Origin of the sequence: Phenylobacterium sp. (genome assembly GCF_031412415.1) — a bacterium.
Lineage (GTDB): Bacteria > Pseudomonadota > Alphaproteobacteria > Caulobacterales > Caulobacteraceae > Phenylobacterium.
This window is the reverse complement of sequence record NZ_JANOCX010000224.1, coordinates 1-14,241: the sequence shown is the minus strand read 5'-3', so window position 1 is coordinate 14,241 and position 14,241 is coordinate 1. Positions and strand designations below refer to the sequence as shown.

The following is a 14,241-nucleotide window of genomic DNA, read 5'->3' as shown; positions in this document are numbered from 1 at the left end:
TTTACGCCGTACCAGCGCTCTGGCGCGCTCGTGTCGCCGACGATCACCGAGCCGATTGTGTAAATCACCCCGAACGCCGCGCCGCTGATCGCCGTGATCGCCAGCTGCTCCGCGACACCCGAGCGGGTCACGCTGAGGATGAGGGTCAACAGGATGACCGGGACAGACATCAGCGACAGGGCGCGCCAGTGAAAGCGGCGGATCCACAGAAAAGCGCTGAAGCCGGCGAGGTTGAACCCGAAGAAGAATGCCGTGCCCATCAAACCCGTCTGGGCGCTATGCAGGCTTTTCCCTTCCTGCATGCTCCCGAGATAGAGCGGCAGGACATTGTACATCAGCGCCCCTATCGAGGCCGCGGCGAGCGCGCCGAGGATTACGGCCAGCGCGTCAGCAGGGTTCGCCGGTGGCGTTCGCTGCTTCGCGGCTGGCTCCCGGGTTCCCCCAAGTGAGCGGTTCGCCTCGTTCGGATACGCAGTCTGACCTCGCATGTCGCACTCCTAGAGACACTCCGTTCGCCCTCGCAGACCTTGCCCGGCCCGGCTACAAGCCAAAACCCCGTCCGATGGCCTAAAATCCGCAGTCATCCACGAAAGGGCCTGTGCTCGCGACGTGATCGACCCACCCCGCCCAGGCTGGACCTGAAGATCACGGCGTCAGGCCTAGACGCAGCCCTTCAGCTCGTCCTGACTGTAGGTCTTCACAATCTTCGGATAAGGCAGCACGGCGTTGAAGTGCGCGTAGACAGCCTTGGTGACTTTCTTGACGGGGAACTGAACGTCCGACGGACCATCGAGCGCCATGTGGCCAGGACCGGAGAACACTTCCGCCCTCCCATCCGCGCCGATCAGCGGTTCAGCCTTGAAGTTTGCCTCGATGAGCTGGGCGAGGGCTGGCGCGGGCCCGCCCTCCGCATCGGGCACGATTCGGAGGCACAGCAGTGGAAGGCCCGCGAGCGCCTCCGCGGGTTCGTTCTTCGAGGCCATCATCTGCGCGCGCAGGGCGCGATCGCCCGGCAGGACGTCCATAATGGCTTCAACCGTACCATTTCCGTGGGAGATCAGTTCGATCCTGTCGGGCCGCTTCTTGCCGAAGCCAAAGACCTCGCGACCCACGATCTGCGAGTTCTCGCCGGTCACGTAGACGCCAGGCACGTATCCGTAGACCGCGCCTTGATAGGTGCAGAGGATGCCGAGATAGACTTCGCTATAGGGGCCGAGGGTCGTCCAGTGGTTGGTCTCGATCACCATGAATCCCGTGGCCGGCTCCACGAGCACCAGGTCCGACGGCAGCACGGCGAGAGCTGCTTCCGCATCGGTCTCGAACTCGATCACCATGCATTCCGTGTCTCGGTAGAACCAGGGTCCGACCTGTGATTGCGGTCGATGAGCCGGCATGAACCGACCCCAATCCGACGGGTTGAGCTTGCCTTGATTGGCCACGTGAATCCCCTCCCAGGGCGGTTTCTGCACCATGGCTGCAGAGCGCGCTCAATCAGCCGATCAATAGATAATAGGCCAAAATATTGTTTTGTCCATGGGCCAGCAGAGCTCGGCGGGGCTCATCGTGCCTGAAGGGCGAAGGCCATTGCCGAGCAGACGCCGAACCCCGTCGGTTGCGTCTGAAAACGGTGGAAATGAAGACCTTCGCGCTGGGACGCAAAGCCGACAGCTGCACCCGAGGCCAGCGTCTATGGCGCGCTCGCGCAAGCCGTGGCCGAGTTCTGATGGGCGCCAGGAGCGGACATTGGCTCCTGCGAAGAAACCAGACCCTGGCGAGTACCGATAAAGTCGAACGTCTGACGTTCGTCCGGGGCAAAACCCCCGCTCGGGTTGCGGCTGACCCTGGTGTGCCTAGCCACGGTACGTCGCCGCCGCTCGCGAGCGGCAGGGACCTTCTCGCGACAGCAATCCAAATTCCTGCATGGCCGGGACGAAGTTGACGTTGTCGTGGTTGTCTCGCGTCAGCTTGAGTAGGGTGAACCGCTCGAGATCGCTGAGGCCGGACCATGCTCTCGGCGGCGGCGGCAAGACGCCGGCCGAGCGGGCGAAGGCGATTACTGCGGGCGGAATGTCGCCGGCGGCTTCCCACAGCGCGACGGCGGGTTCGGCGAGCGGCCGAGCCTCCTCGCCCGTGCGCTGGGCGACCAGCCACAACAATTTGGCGCGGTAAAGCCCGACCTCGTGAGGCGTGCGGCAAGGCGCCTCCAACAATGTCCGGCGATCATCGGGGGTGAAGCATCTCCACTGGCGGAGCGTCAGCTTGATCGCGGACCGATCGAGCTTCATGCGCACCGCCATCGGGATGCAGCGCAGGCTGGCGACGAAGTCGGCCTCGAAGGCGAACAGGTGCGCGTGGTCCATCACATCGCCTCCGCCGCCAGCGGCGGCGCTTGCAGCGTAAAGGCCGAAGACCGCGCCACGACCTCGCCGATCAGCAGCACGACCGGCCCGTCGAAGGCTTGGCTGGCCAGGCTCGCGGCCAAGTCTTCCAGCGTCCCCGACACGGCGCGCGCGTCGGGACGGCCGGCATTCTCGATGGCGAGAGCCGGGGTGGTGGAGGCCCGCCCGTGAGAGATCAGGCGATCGGCGGCGGCCGCCAACTGGTCGCGGCCCATGTAGAGCGCCAGGGTGGTCTGGGGATCGCCTGCCGCTGCCCAGCCGGACTCTGTCAGCGCCCCGTCGCGCGTGGTGGCCGTGGCGAACACCACGCGCCGGGCCTCGCCGCGATGGGTCAGCGGGAAGCCGAACTGGGCGGCGGCGGCGCAGGCGGCGGTGACGCCCGGAACGATCTCGGTCTCGACGCCATGAGCGTCGAGGAAGGCCGCCTCCTCCCCGACCCGGCCGAAGATCGAAGGGTCACCCCCCTTCAGCCGGACTACGCGCAGGCCCTTGCGCGCCAGGCGCAGCATAAGACGGTTGATGGTCTCCTGCTTCATGCTGGTGCGGCCCGCGCGCTTGCCGGTCTGCATCTTCAGGCAGGCGACGGGGGCCAGGGCCAGGATCTCCTCCCCGACCAGAGCGTCGTATAGCAGCGCCTGGGCGCCCTCGACGGCGCGCAAGGCGCGGACCGTCAGCAGGTCGGCGGCGCCGGGGCCGGCGCCGACCAGCTGGACGCGGCCTGTATGGGTTTCATGCGGCATGGAGGGTCTCCAGCTTGCGGGCGTCGGTGAGCATTCGGGAAATCTGCGGGCGGCAGGAGCCGCAGGAGGAGCCGGCGCCGGTGGTCTCCGCCACGGCGTCGACATCGACGGCCCCGGCGCCGATGGCGGTCTCGATGCGGTCGGCGCGCACGGCGCGGCAGGCGCAGACAATCGGCGCCGTCGACATCGGCCGGCCTGGCGCGCGGCCGATCAGCAGGGCCGCGCGGTCGGTCGCGGTCAGGGCTTCGGCGGCGAACAGCTCAGCCAGCCAGTCGCGCGGCGGCAGCCGACCGGCGGTGGTCGTGAACAGCACCCTGTCCAGCCGGTCGTCCGCAAGGAAGGCCTCGCGCAAGCTGCCGACGCTGTTGTCCTCGAAGCGCAGCACGTCAGGCGCGCCGACCTTGGTCAGCGCCCTGCGCAGCGTCTCCCGTTCACGCGCGTCGCCGCGGCCGGCGAACTCGTGCAGCTGGCAGGCATCCTGCGGGATGCGCCGCCATACCAGGTCTAGGCCCCCCGGCGCGGTCCAGCCGTCACGCGCGAGGAAGAACCCGCGCCAGGTCTCGCGGAAGGGCCGCACGCGGGCCGGGGTGTGCTTGAACTCCGGCTGGCCGGAGCGCGGGTCGACGACGGGCGCGACCAACCGATTGACCCGGCCGGACGGCGCATAGGCGGCGGTCCAGTGCATCGGCATGAACAGGTCGCCCGGCCGCTGGCGGTCGGTGATGCGGGCCACGACCACGGCCTCGCCGCCCGCGGTCACGACACGCGTGAGGGCGCCGTCGGCGACGCCCGCTGCCTCGGCGTCGAGGGGATGGATGTCGACGCGCGGCTCGGGCTCGTGGCGACAGAGCTCGGGAGCCAGGCCGGTGCGGGTCAGGGTGTGCCAATGGTCTCGGACTCGGCCGGTGTTCAGCGCCAGCGGATAGACGCCATCGACGGCGCTGGCTGGCCCCTTTGCCTCGACCGGGTTCATCCGCGCACGGCCGTCCGCGGTCTGGAAGCGGCCGTCGGCGAACAGCCGCGCCGTGCCGCCCGCTGCCGTTACCGGCCACTGCACCGGCTCCAGCGCGTCGTAGCCGTCCTGGGTCAGGCCGACGAGCGGGCCGAGGTTCAGCACCCGGTCGTTGTTCTCGTAGGCCGAAAGTCGCGCCCATTCGCGGAACACCTGCGCTTGAGAGCGCCAGTCGAAGGCGTCGGCAAAGCCCATGGCCCGGGCGACGTCGGCGACGATGCGCCAATCCGCCCGGGCCTCGGCTGGGGCCTCGAACAGCGCCCGCTGGCGGGAAATACACCGCTCGGAATTGGTGACCGTGCCGTCCTTCTCGCCCCAGGCCAGGGCCGGCAGCTTCACATGGGCGAGGTCCATAGTGTCGGTGCTGGCCATGACGTCGGAGACGACCACGAACGGGCACGCTGCCAGCGCCTCACGGACGCTGGTCGCGCCGGGCATGCTGACGGCCGGATTGGTTGCCATGACCCAGATCGCCTTGATCCGCCCGTCGGCCACCGCCTCGAACATGTCGACGGCCTTGAGGCCCGGCTTTTCGGCGACGGCGGAGGCACCCCAGAAGCGGCCGAGGCGCGCCCGGCTCTCGGGGTCGAACTCCATGTGCGCGGCGAGCGTGGTGGCCATGCCGCCGGTCTCCCGCCCGCCCATGGCGTTGGGCTGGCCGGTGATCGAAAACGGGCAGGCGCCGGGCTTGCCGATGCGGCCGGTGGCAAGGTGGGCGTTGAGGATTGCCAGCCCCTTGGCCACGCCCTGGGCTGATTGGTTGGCGCCCATTGAAAACAGGCTGACGGTGCGAGGCGTCTCCGTGAACCAGCGGAAGAACCGCTCAAGGTCGGCAGGGTCCAGGCCGCAGTCGGCGGCGACGGCGGCGGCCGACTGGTCGTCCGCCTCCAGCGCCGCCAGGGTCTCGTCGAAACCCGTGACATGGTTGGCGACAAAGGCCTGATCCACCGCGCCGCGTCGGACGAGGTCGGCGAGCAGGCCGTTCCACAGCCGCACGTCGGTCTGCGGCTTGAGCGGCAGGTGCAGGTCGGCGACCTCGGCGGTGTCGGTGCGGCGCGGATCGAGCACCACGTGGCGCTGGCCCCGCGCCCGGGCTGCCTCCATGCGCCGGAACAGAACCGGATGGGTCCAGGCGGCGTTATGGCCGCTGAACACCACGAGGCCGGCGAGATCGAGGTCCTCGTAGCAGCCCGGCACCAGGTCGGCGCCGAAGGCCAGCTTGTGCGCCACCACGGCCGAGGCCATGCAGAGCCGGCTGTTGGTGTCGATGTTGCCCGAGCCGATAAAGCCCTTCATCAGCTTGTTGGCGACGTAATAGTCCTCGGTCAGCAGTTGGCCGGAGACGTAGAAGGCGACCGAGTCCGCGCCGTGCCGGGCGATGGTCTCGCGGAAACGCCGGGCGACGAGGCTGGTGGCCTCGGTCCAGCTTGCCTTGCGCCGGCCGATCATGGGTGACAACAGTCGGCCCTCCAGCCCGACCGTCGCGCCGAGCGCCGAGCCCTTCGAGCACAGCCGTCCGGCGTTCGCCGGATGCGCGGGATCGCCGACCGCCTGCACCGCCCTCCCCGTCGGCGCGACCGCCAGCCCGCAGCCGACGCCGCAGTAGGGACAGGTCGTGCGAATGGTGGGGGCGGCGGCGGTCATGGCTAAACCAGCTCGAGCGTCGCGCGGCCGAGCAGCAGCCGGCCATCCTCGACCCGCAGCGGGATGACCGGCGCGCAACCCCTGCCTTTGTCAGCGCCCATCGGCTCGCCGCTGGCCAGGTCGATGTTCCAGCCATGCAGCGGACAGGCGACGGCGCGACCATGGACGATGCCCTGGCTGAGCGGCCCGCCCTTGTGCGGACAGGCGTCGCGCAGGGCGAAGACGCCGCCATCGCCGGTGCGGAAGATGGCCACGTCGCCCTGCGGCGTCGGTACGCGGCGGGCGCCGCGCACCGGGATGTCGGTGACGGCGCCGACGTCGGTCCACACCACAGGATCCTTCACGAGCGCGGTCATGCGGGTTCAAACTCCATGCGACGGCTGAGGGGGGTGAACTCTTCGCCGTGGCGGCCGGCGACCCGCTCCGCCCAGGGATCGACGCGTGAGAAGCGCTGCGAATAGGCGAAGCGGTCGTAGAGCGCCTTGCGGCTGTCGACGTCCTCGACCCGGGCGCGGATGTGATCGAGGCCGACCCGGGCCATCCATTTGTAGATCCGCTCGAGATACCAGCCCTGCTCGCGGTAGAGTTGAGTGATGGCGCAGATCACCCACATCGCCTCCGTCTCGCCGGCGACCTTGGTGAGCAGCTCTGCGCCCTGGATGTGCAGACCCGCGGCGCCGCCGACGTGGATTTCGTAGCCGCTGTCGACGCAGATCACGCCGATGTCCTTGCAGGTCGCCTCGGCGCAGTTGCGCGGACAGCCGCTGACCCCCAACTTGACCTTGGCCGGCGTCCACGACCCCCACATGAACTTCTCGAGCCGGATGCCGAGGCCCGTGGAGTCCTGGGTCCCGAACCGGCACCAGTCGGTGCCGACGCAGGTTTTCACGGTGCGCAGGCCCTTGGCGTAGGCATGACCGCTGACCATGCCGGCGGCGTTGAGGTCCGCCCAGACAGCGGGCAGGTCGTCCTTCTTCACGCCCAGCAGGTCGATACGCTGGCCGCCGGTGACCTTGACAGAGGGGATGTCGAACTTGTCCACCACGTCGGCGATGGCGCGCAGCTCGTCGGAGGTGGTCATGCCGCCCCACATCCGCGGCACCACCGAGTAGGTGCCGTCCTTCTGGATGTTGGCGTGGACGCGCTCGTTGATGAACCGCGACTGCTTGTCGTCCCTGTACTCGCCAGGCCAGGCGCAGAGCAGGTAGTAGTTCAGCGCCGGGCGGCATGAAGCGCAGCCATCGGGCGTGGCCCACTCCAGCGCCTGCATGGCGGCCGGCATCGACTTCAGTTCCAGCTCGACGATCAGGCGGCGGGCGTGGTCGTGGCCATGGTGGGTGCAGCCGCAGACCGGCTTGGGTCCCGTCTGAGCCTGGAAGCCGTCGCCGAGCGTGAGCTTGAGCAGCCTCTCGACCAGTGGCGTACAGCTGCCGCAGGAGGCGGAGGCCTTGGTCACGGCACGTACGGCATCGAGGGTGTTGAGACCCTGCGCCGTGATCGCGCCGATGATGGTCCCCTTGCAGACGCCGTTGCAACCGCAGACCTCGGCCTCGTCGGCCATGGCGGCAACGGCGGCGCTAGGGTCGAGCCCGCGAAGGCCCTCCGTCGCGGCCTGGCCGAAGATCAGGGTCTCACGGATATCGCCGACCTGCGCGCCAGAGCGCATCAGGTCGAGGTACCAGCCACCGTCGGCCGCGTCGCCGAACAGCACCGCCCCGGCGACCTTGCCGGCCTGCAGCACCACGCGCTTGTAGACCCCGCGCCCCGCGTCGCGGAAGACGATGTCCTCGCACCCCTCCCCGCCCGCGAACTGGCCGGCGGAGAAGACGTCGACGCCCGACACCTTCAGCCGCGTCGACAGCACCGAGCCCTTGTAGGCGCCGTCGTCGCCGGTCAGGGTCTGCGCGAGCGTCCGGCACATGTCCCAGATCGGCGCGACAAGGCCGTAGCACTGGCCGCGATGTTCGAGGCATTCGCCAACGGCGTAGATGTGCGGGTCGGAGGTGCGCATGGCGTCATCGACGATCACCCCGCGCCCGACCTCCAGCCCGGCCGCGCGGGCGAGCGCCGTGTTGGGCCGGATGCCGACGGCCAGCACCAGCAGGCTGCAGGGCAGCACGCGGCCGTCCTTGAGCTTCAAACCAGTGACGCGGCCGTTCTCGCCGACCACTTCGTCCGACTGGGCGTTCAGCACCGTCTCGACGCCGCGCTCGCTGAGAGCCTCGGTGAGCAGGAAGCCGGCGGAGGCGTCGAGCTGACGCTCCATCAGCACGTCCATCAGGTGGACCACCGTCGCCGCCATGCCGCGCCGGACAAGGCCGTAGGCGGCCTCGATGCCGAGCAGGCCGCCGCCGATCACCACGGCCCGGCCGCCGCCCTCGGCCGCCGCGACCATCGTGTCCACGTCGTCGAGGTCGCGGAAGGTGCAGACGCCGCTCTGGTCGAGCCCCGGCAGCGGCAGCCGCACGGGTTCCGAGCCGGTGGCCAGGATCAGCCGGTCATAGCCGACCTCCAGCCCGCCGGCGGCGTGAACCACCCGGGCGACAGGATTGATCGCCTGGACCGCCTTGCCGCTGTGCAGTGTGATGCCGTTGTCGCGGTACCAGGCCTCGTCGTTGATGATGATGTCCTCGAACCGCTTTTCGCCCGCGAGCACCGGCGACAGCATGATGCGGTCGTAGTTCACGCGCGGTTCGGCGCCGAAGATGGCGATGTCGTAGAGGTCTGGGTCGCGCTTGAGCACTTCCTGCACCGCGCGGCAGCCGGCCATGCCGTTGCCGACGACAACGAGTCGTTCCTTGGCCATGTGACGGCTCCTTACAGACGCAGGGGCGCGGTGGCGGGGCCGGCGAGGCTGGACCAGGTTTTGCGCCAGCGGCCCTTGACCCCGGTGAGCCCGGCCAACGCCAGCAGCGACAGGGCGGCGAAGGCCATCAGCCCGAGCTGGTATGACCCCGTCGCCTGCTTGGCCCAGCCGAGGCTGGAGGCGAGGTAGAAGCCGCCGATGCCGCCGGTCATGCCGACCAGGCCAGTGACGACGCCGATCTCCTTGCCAAACCGCTGCGGGGCCAGCTGGAACACCGCGCCGTTGCCGGCGCCGAGGGCGATCATCGCCAGCATGATCACCACCAGGGCCGCGACCGCGCTACCGGCGTGGAAGCTGGCCACGGCCAGGGCCACGGCGGCCAAGAAATAGACCACCGACAGGGTCTTCACCCCGCCGTAACGGTCGGCGAGGCCCCCGCCGACCGGGCGGGCGAAGGAGCCGGCGAAGACGCAGGCGGCGGTGAAGAAGCCGGCGGTGACGGCGGGCAGGCCGTATTCGGCGTTGAAGTAGATGGTCAGCGACGAGGCCAGGCCGACGAAGCCGCCGAAGGTCACAGCATAGAGCGCCATGAGCCACCACGCGTCGGGGACTTTCAGCACGCACATGTATTCGGTCAGGGTCTTGGCCGCGGGACGGTTCGGCGCGTCCCGGGCGAAGATGACATAGACGATGAAGGCGACGGCCAGGGGCAGCACGGCGAGGCCGATGACGTTGCCCCAGCCGAAGTGCTTCGCCAGGGTCGGCGCGAACAGGGCGGCGAGCGCGGTGCCCGAGTTTCCGGCCCCGGCGATGCCGAGGGCGAGGCCCTGATACTCCGGCGGATACCAGCGCGAGGCCAGCGGCAGGGCGACGGCGAACGAGGCGCCGGCGACGCCGAGCACGCAGCCCAGGGCCAGGACCTGATTGTAGTCATGCACCCCGAAGAGCCAGGCCAGGCCGAGGCCGGACATGACGATCAGCTGGCCGATGATCCCGGTTTTCTTGGGGCCGATGTGGTCGACCATGATCCCGGCGACCAGCCGCAGCAGCGCCCCGGCGAGCACCGGGACGGCGACCATGAAGCCTTTCTGGGCCGGCGACAGGCCGAAGTCGGCGGCGATGGCGACGCCGAGCGGCCCGAGCAGGACCCAGACCATGAAACTCAGGTCGAAATAGAGGAAGGCGGACAGAAGCGTCGGCATATGGCCGGCTTTGAGGAACGCGCGATTCAGCATGGCTGGTGGCCCCGTGTCAGGATGAACGGAAGCGGCGGCGTCGCCGGTAGGCTGGAGGGCTCGTCATCGAACCGATCCAAAAGCCGCGAACGCCGTTGTCCTAAGGCCGAGGAGAATGAGGCGGCCGATTAGGCGGCACGTCAGCTGGCAACCTTCGCCTGTGTCGCCAGATAGATGGTGGCGTGCAAAAACGAGGCGCCCGATCGGCGGGCCTGCCTGCTTTGACGGCGCGAGTCAGCCCGCGGCGGTCAGCAGGTCCTCGCGGAACACCTCGGCGCCGGTCGCCAGAGCCGCGTCGCGCGACGGCACATGTCCCCAGCGCGCCATCGACTCGACCAGCGCAGACACCCTCGGTGCGGTCGGGACATTGGTTGTCTCGCCGTGGAAGACGAGATCGGTCAGCCCGCGCGAGATCAGGTCTGGGGCGACGTCGAGGTTGTCGCGACGCGCGAGCAGGCTGGCCAGCTCGACGCGGTTCTCCGGCGCCTCGGCCCAGGCGGCGGCCTGCATCAGCGTCCGCAGCAGCGCGGCGAGCTCTTCGGGGCGGCGCTCGCCCCAGGCCCGGGTGACGGCGAAGACCTTGTCGAGCGCGTCGGGCGCCAGCGACGACGATCGCGCCGCGACCTTGCCCGCGCCCCAGGCTACGGCGGCGGCGTTCCAGGGCTCGCCGGCGCAGAAGCCTTCGATCACCCCGTCGGCCAGCAGCTCGGTCATCCGAGCCGGCGGGGCCACGGTCAGGCGCACGTCGCGGTCGGGATGGATGCCAGCCTCGGCCATCCAGTCGCGCAGCAGGTAGTTGTGGATCGAATAGGGGAACACCACGGCGAAGGTCAGCTGGCTGGCCCCCTCCTCTCGCCGTCGCGCGATGAGCCGCGCCAGCCCGGCCGCATCGCCCGCCGCGACCTCGCCCAGTCGTCGCGAGAGGGTCACGGCCGCGCCATTGCGGTTCAGGGCCATCGGCGCGGTCATCGGCGTCTGCTCGCCGCCGACTCCCAGGGATGTCGCCAGCACCAGCGGCGCCAGCAGCTGGGCGCCGTCGAGCGCCCCGACCGCGACCTTGTCGCGCAGGGTCGCCCAGGACGCCTCCCGGCGCAGCGTTACATCGAGGCCCTCGGCGGCGAAGAAACCCTTGTCGCGGGCCACGATCAGCGGCGCGGCGTCGTTGAGAGGCAGGAAACCCAGGGTCAGCCCGGCGGCCATCAGGCGTCTCCCTTGAGTACGCCGGCGAAGGCCAGCAGATCGGCCGCCACGGCGCCGAGCGGCCGGCCGGTGTCCATGGAGAGCTTGCGCAGCAGCTTGTAGGCCGCGTCCTCCTCCAACCCGCGCTCCTTCATCAGCAGCGCCTTGGCCTTCTCGACGGTCTTGCGCGAAGCGAGATCGGCCTGGGCCTTTTCGAGATCCTGGCGCAACTGGTGCATCAGGGCGAAGCGGGTCAACGCCACCTCAAGCACCGCGCGCACCCGTCCGGGCGCGAGGCCATCGACGACATAGGCGGCCACGCCGGCGCGCACGGCCTCCTCGGCGAGGCCCGGTTCGGACCGGTCGACGAACATCACCACGGGCCGCGTGTTGGTCTGGGTCGCTTCGCGCAGACTTTCGAGCGTGTCGCGGTCGGGACTGTCGGCGGCGACCACGACCACGTCAGGCGCGAAGGCCTTGACCAGCGTTTCGTCGAAGACCGGAGAGTGGCGCACTTCAAGCGGGTCGACGCCGGCGAGCCCTTCCGACACCAGCGCGGCTCGGGCCGGATCAGGATCGATGACGAGGACGCGCATGCGTTCCCGGTAGGCGGATCGTCCCTCGCTGGCGGGACAGTTTTGACGGCATAGCAGGTTTCCAGTGTGAAACGCCCGATCGCGCGTCAACCGTCGCCGCTTTGTTGGGCGCCTTCGTGGGCGATCAGGGCGGCGAGCAACGCGGAGCGCTCCTCCGGCGTGTTGGCGCCGCGCAGCCGCATGGCCGCCTCTGGATCGCAGGCCAGCCGGGCTAGGCCCGCCCGCTCGACTAGCCGCGCGACCGGCCAGCCAGCTTCGGCGTCGACCGACAGGGCGTCGACCTCGAAGACCATCGGCAGATGCAGTCCGTCGTAGGCGGCGCCGTCCCCGGGCGCGTCGAGAAGCGGGGCCAGATCGGCGGCCCTCGCGGTTGGGGCGTCCACCGCCAATACCAGGACCCGGCTGCACCCGGCCTCCACAAGGCGATCGATCCCGGAGAGGATGCCGCCCACCGGCCCTCCTCCGGGCCGGTCGTCCGGGACATCGCCAGCGCCGCCGACGGTGAGGACGAGGTTCGCCCCGACGGCGCGTGCCAGCCGCGCACAGCGCTCGGACGCCGAAACGCCGTTCCACTCGAGACAGGCCTTGTCGGCGCCCATTCGGGAAGAGGCTCCGCCCATCAGAATCAATGCGCCTATCGCCACAGCCAGATCCCCCGTCCTGCCCGGGTGAATACAAGCGTCAACCGAACTGCGGGTACAATTGGGCATTCGACTTGGAGGGCAAGTCGAATGATGCCTTTCCCGCGCCCCTTTTGACTGGAGCCCTTAGGCGAACGCAGCGTTGGCGGGCGCCATGTCGAATGCCGCCGTCCGGAATGCGGAGGACGCCCTGCCCGCAGCCTAGCCGTGTCGAACCCGCGACATCCGCCAGGCACCATTTGCAGAGCGTGGGTCCACGTGAGGGAGCGGATTCGCGTGAAGGTCCGCTAGTCGGGCCTTAGCTAGTTGGCCGGTGGCGACCCAAAGCTGACCGGCTGGCTTAGAGATCGATCTGCTCTGAGAGCGTGAGGGCGTCGTCGACCTCGATCCCCAGGTACCGGACCGTACTGTCGAGTTTCGTGTGACCCAACAGCAGCTGACAGACCCTGATATTCCCGGTCTTCTTGTAGACCAGAGCCACCTTGGTCCGCCGAAGGCTATGGGTTCCGAAACCTTCAGGCTTCAGGTCGATCGTGGCGACCCACTGGTCCACAAGCCGGGCGTACTGCCGGGTCGTGATGTGCTCGCCAGGCCTATTGCGGCTCGGAAATAGCCAGTCGTCTTGTCGGCGGCCGCGGACCGAGAGCCACGCTGTCAGGGCGTCCCTGGTCGCTTCGGTGATCTCGAACGGTACAGGTCGTGCGGTCTTCTTTTGAACCACGGTTGTCCGTTGGCGCACGACATCACCTTGAGCGACATCGCCCACTCTCAGCTTTACGAGGACACAGCCGCGGAGTTTGGCATCCAACGCACAGTCGAAAAGCGCCAGGTCACGAATCTTGCCCTCGTTCTTTAGCTGCTGACGGATCGCCCAGACATGCTTGGGCTTCAGGGGCGGCTTCGGGCCAATGATCCGGCCCGCGTTCCACGGCCGGCGAGGTGATTTGAAGAGGTCGCGCTGCGCCATTCCAAGTCTCCTGGATAGCAGCCCCATCAAGCCGCTGGCATCATCGTACGTCAGGATTTCCAGGACGTTTGCTCAGCGCCCTTTGCGGAAGTTGCTGCCTCGCCGGAGAGCAGACCTTCAACTGGCGCGCGGCTTAGGGCAGACATCACGTGAGCACCACGGTTGCGCTAAAGGGAGCGATCCTCATGACCGACGCCTACGCGAAGCTACCCCAACTGGCCGATGGCGGCGCGGCAGTCATCACTGGCGGCGCCAGCGGCATAGGTTTGGCGGCCGCGCACCGCTTTGCACGGATGGGCCTCCCGGTGGTGATCGCAGACCTAGCGGGTGACCGGCTGAGAGACGCCGAGATGGCTCTGCGCGAAACTGGCGCCAAGGTCGCGGCGGTGCCTACGAATGTTTCCAGGTTCGAAGATCTCGAGCGCCTGCGCGACAAAACCCAGGCCGCCTTCGGCCATGTGGCCGTGCTGATGCTGAACGCGGGCGTTGGTCTGAACCCAGGCGGGGCTTGGACGAACCTCGACGCCTGGAAGGCGCAGATGGACGTGAACCTCTGGGGTGTGATCCATGGGGCGCACGCCTTCCTGCCAGCAATGCTCGAGGCCAGGAGGCCCGGCTTCCTCATCGTCACAGGCTCCAAGCAGGGCATCACAACGCCGCCTGGAAACACCGCGTACAACGTCTCCAAGGCCGCCCTGAGGTCTTTTACCGAGGGCTTGCAGCACGAATTGCGGAACACGGAAGGCTGCCGGATCAGCGCCCATCTCTTGGTGCCGGGCTTCACCTACACCGGCATCACCGCGTCGCGGGTACCGGGGAAGCCGCCTGCCGCCTGGACGCCCGAAGAGGTCGCAGAGTTCATGCTTGCGAGCCTCGCCCGCGAAGACTTCTACATCCTCTGCCCTGACAACGACGTGACCCGGGCAATGGATGAGAAGCGGATGGCTTGGGCAATGGGCGACCTGATCGAAAACCGACCTGCCTTGTCGCGGTGGCACCCTGCCTGGCAGGACGCTTTCGAG

At 68.7% G+C, this 14,241-nt stretch carries 13 protein-coding genes; 1 reads left to right on the top strand and 12 read right to left on the bottom strand.

The window, feature by feature from the left end; genetic code table 11:
• From RMO04_RS11055 to RMO04_RS11000, 12 genes are all read right to left on the bottom strand, one after another.
• The coding region (locus RMO04_RS11055; RefSeq protein ID WP_309644840.1) for a hypothetical protein at window positions 1–488 on the bottom strand (488 nt) is incomplete at its 3' end.
• Between the two features lie 171 nt (window positions 489–659).
• On the bottom strand, window positions 660–1,394 hold the full coding sequence (locus RMO04_RS11050; RefSeq protein WP_309644841.1) for an acetoacetate decarboxylase family protein: 735 nt from the start codon (window positions 1,392–1,394) through the stop codon (window positions 660–662).
• A 456-nt stretch (window positions 1,395–1,850) separates the two neighbouring features.
• Complete coding sequence (locus RMO04_RS11045; protein WP_309644839.1) at window positions 1,851–2,360, bottom strand: nitrate reductase associated protein; 510 nt, start codon at window positions 2,358–2,360, stop codon at window positions 1,851–1,853.
• Window positions 2,360–3,139, bottom strand: coding sequence for a uroporphyrinogen-III C-methyltransferase (cobA, locus tag RMO04_RS11040; protein WP_309644838.1), 780 nt, complete (start codon window positions 3,137–3,139; stop codon window positions 2,360–2,362). Before cobA ends, RMO04_RS11045 begins: the two co-directional genes overlap by 1 nt.
• Window positions 3,129–5,795 (bottom strand): molybdopterin-dependent oxidoreductase, encoded by a 2,667-nt coding sequence (locus RMO04_RS11035; RefSeq protein ID WP_309644837.1) that lies wholly within the window; start codon window positions 5,793–5,795, stop codon window positions 3,129–3,131. The genes cobA and RMO04_RS11035 overlap by 11 nt, the downstream gene beginning before the upstream one ends.
• Window positions 5,796–5,797: 2 nt before the next feature.
• Entirely contained in the window at window positions 5,798–6,151 is a 354-nt protein-coding gene (nirD, locus tag RMO04_RS11030) for a nitrite reductase small subunit NirD (RefSeq protein WP_309644836.1), read from the bottom strand.
• Window positions 6,148–8,601, bottom strand: coding sequence for a nitrite reductase large subunit NirB (gene nirB / locus RMO04_RS11025; protein ID WP_309644835.1), 2,454 nt, complete (start codon window positions 8,599–8,601; stop codon window positions 6,148–6,150). Before nirB ends, nirD begins: the two co-directional genes overlap by 4 nt.
• 11 nt (window positions 8,602–8,612) lie before the next feature.
• On the bottom strand, window positions 8,613–9,803 hold the full coding sequence (locus RMO04_RS11020) for a nitrate/nitrite transporter (RefSeq protein WP_309644834.1): 1,191 nt from the start codon (window positions 9,801–9,803) through the stop codon (window positions 8,613–8,615).
• A gap of 267 nt (window positions 9,804–10,070) precedes the next feature.
• Window positions 10,071–11,036: a CmpA/NrtA family ABC transporter substrate-binding protein gene (locus tag RMO04_RS11015; protein ID WP_309644833.1), complete on the bottom strand. Its 966-nt coding sequence runs from the start codon at window positions 11,034–11,036 to the stop codon at window positions 10,071–10,073.
• Window positions 11,036–11,611 carry an ANTAR domain-containing protein gene (locus tag RMO04_RS11010; protein ID WP_309644832.1) on the bottom strand — a complete coding sequence of 192 codons (576 nt, stop codon included), beginning with the start codon at window positions 11,609–11,611 and terminating at the stop codon, window positions 11,036–11,038. The genes RMO04_RS11015 and RMO04_RS11010 overlap by 1 nt, the downstream gene beginning before the upstream one ends.
• Window positions 11,612–11,697: 86 nt before the next feature.
• A complete protein-coding gene (locus tag RMO04_RS11005; RefSeq protein ID WP_309644831.1) occupies window positions 11,698–12,231 on the bottom strand; it encodes an NTP transferase domain-containing protein in 534 nt (177 codons plus the stop codon).
• A gap of 361 nt (window positions 12,232–12,592) precedes the next feature.
• Entirely contained in the window at window positions 12,593–13,219 is a 627-nt protein-coding gene (locus RMO04_RS11000; RefSeq protein WP_309644830.1) for a tyrosine-type recombinase/integrase, read from the bottom strand.
• A 185-nt stretch (window positions 13,220–13,404) separates the two neighbouring features.
• On the opposite strand from RMO04_RS11000, the gene RMO04_RS10995 reads away from it, so the two are divergent.
• On the top strand, window positions 13,405–14,241 hold an 837-nt coding region (locus RMO04_RS10995), incomplete at its 3' end, for an SDR family NAD(P)-dependent oxidoreductase (protein ID WP_309644829.1).

Excerpts from the sequence above, each read along its gene's own strand:
- RMO04_RS11050 (WP_309644841.1), bottom strand. The coding sequence starts at position 1,394 with ATGCCGGCTCATCGACCGCAATCACAGGTCGGACCCTGGTTCTACCGA.
- RMO04_RS11045 (WP_309644839.1), bottom strand. The coding sequence starts at position 2,360 with ATGGACCACGCGCACCTGTTCGCCTTCGAGGCCGACTTCGTCGCCAGC.
- cobA (WP_309644838.1), bottom strand. The coding sequence starts at position 3,139 with ATGCCGCATGAAACCCATACAGGCCGCGTCCAGCTGGTCGGCGCCGGC.
- RMO04_RS11035 (WP_309644837.1), bottom strand. The coding sequence starts at position 5,795 with ATGACCGCCGCCGCCCCCACCATTCGCACGACCTGTCCCTACTGCGGC.
- nirD (WP_309644836.1), bottom strand. The coding sequence starts at position 6,151 with ATGACCGCGCTCGTGAAGGATCCTGTGGTGTGGACCGACGTCGGCGCC.
- nirB (WP_309644835.1), bottom strand. The coding sequence starts at position 8,601 with ATGGCCAAGGAACGACTCGTTGTCGTCGGCAACGGCATGGCCGGCTGC.
- RMO04_RS11020 (WP_309644834.1), bottom strand. The coding sequence starts at position 9,803 with ATGCCGACGCTTCTGTCCGCCTTCCTCTATTTCGACCTGAGTTTCATG.
- RMO04_RS11015 (WP_309644833.1), bottom strand. The coding sequence starts at position 11,036 with ATGGCCGCCGGGCTGACCCTGGGTTTCCTGCCTCTCAACGACGCCGCG.
- RMO04_RS11010 (WP_309644832.1), bottom strand. The coding sequence starts at position 11,611 with ATGCGCGTCCTCGTCATCGATCCTGATCCGGCCCGAGCCGCGCTGGTG.
- RMO04_RS11005 (WP_309644831.1), bottom strand. The coding sequence starts at position 12,231 with ATGGGCGGAGCCTCTTCCCGAATGGGCGCCGACAAGGCCTGTCTCGAG.
- RMO04_RS11000 (WP_309644830.1), bottom strand. The coding sequence starts at position 13,219 with ATGGCGCAGCGCGACCTCTTCAAATCACCTCGCCGGCCGTGGAACGCG.